The organism is Comamonas testosteroni, assembly GCF_000761245.1.
Lineage (GTDB): Bacteria > Pseudomonadota > Gammaproteobacteria > Burkholderiales > Burkholderiaceae_C > Comamonas > Comamonas testosteroni_C.
In genome coordinates, this window is sequence record NZ_AWOR01000111.1 from 1 (window position 1) to 1,166 (window position 1,166).

At 59.8% G+C, this 1,166-nt stretch carries 1 protein-coding gene; it reads right to left on the minus strand.

Features of this window, described 5'->3' with window-relative positions; all coding sequences use genetic code 11:
• The coding region (gene tuf, locus P353_RS27325) for an elongation factor Tu (RefSeq protein WP_034376644.1) at positions 1-1,166 on the minus strand (1,166 nt) is incomplete at both ends.

The following is a 1,166-nucleotide window of genomic DNA, read 5'->3' on the forward strand; positions in this document are numbered from 1 at the left end:
GCAATGATCGTGGCAACCACACCGGCGCCCACAGTACGACCACCTTCGCGGATAGCGAAGCGCAGACCTTCTTCCATGGCGATGGGGGAGATCAGCTTCACAGTGATCGACACGTTATCGCCAGGCATCACCATTTCCTTGCCTTCGGGCAGTTCGATGGAGCCGGTCACGTCAGTTGTACGGAAGTAGAACTGGGGACGGTAGTTGTTGAAGAAGGGAGTGTGACGACCGCCTTCGTCCTTCGACAGCACGTAAACTTCAGCAGTGAAGTTGGTGTGGGGCTTGATGGAGCCGGGCTTGCACAGCACTTGGCCGCGTTCCACGTCTTCACGCTTGGTGCCGCGCAGCAGCAGACCCACGTTGTCGCCAGCTTGACCTTGGTCCAGCAGCTTGCGGAACATTTCCACGCCGGTGACGGTGGTCTTGACGGTGTCCTTGATACCGACGATTTCGATTTCTTCGCCGACCTTGACGATACCGCGCTCGATACGGCCAGTCACCACGGTACCACGACCGGAGATGGAGAACACGTCTTCCACGGGCATCGCGAAGGCGCCGTCAACAGCACGCTCGGGAGTGGGGATGTAGGTGTCCAGAGCTTCGGCCAGCTTCAGGATGGCAGGCTCGCCCTTGTCGGACTGGTCACCTTCCAGGGCCAGCTTGGCGGAGCCGCGGATGATGGGGGTGTCGTCACCGGGGAAGTCGTACTTGGACAGCAGCTCGCGCACTTCCATTTCGACCAGTTCCAGCAGTTCTTCGTCGTCCACCATGTCGGCCTTGTTCAGGAACACGATGATGTAGGGCACGCCCACCTGACGCGACAGCAGGATGTGCTCGCGAGTCTGGGGCATGGGGCCGTCAGCAGCGGAGCAAACCAAGATAGCGCCGTCCATCTGAGCGGCACCAGTGATCATGTTCTTCACATAGTCAGCGTGGCCGGGGCAGTCCACGTGAGCGTAGTGGCGGTTGGCAGTTTCGTATTCAACGTGCGAAGTGTTGATCGTGATACCACGAGCCTTTTCTTCGGGGGCGTTGTCGATCTGCGAGTAGTCCTTGGCTTCACCGCCGAAGTGCTTGGACAGCACGGTAGCGATAGCAGCAGTCAGGGTGGTCTTGCCGTGGTCAACGTGACCGATGGTGCCCACGTTCACGTGGGGCTTGGTGCG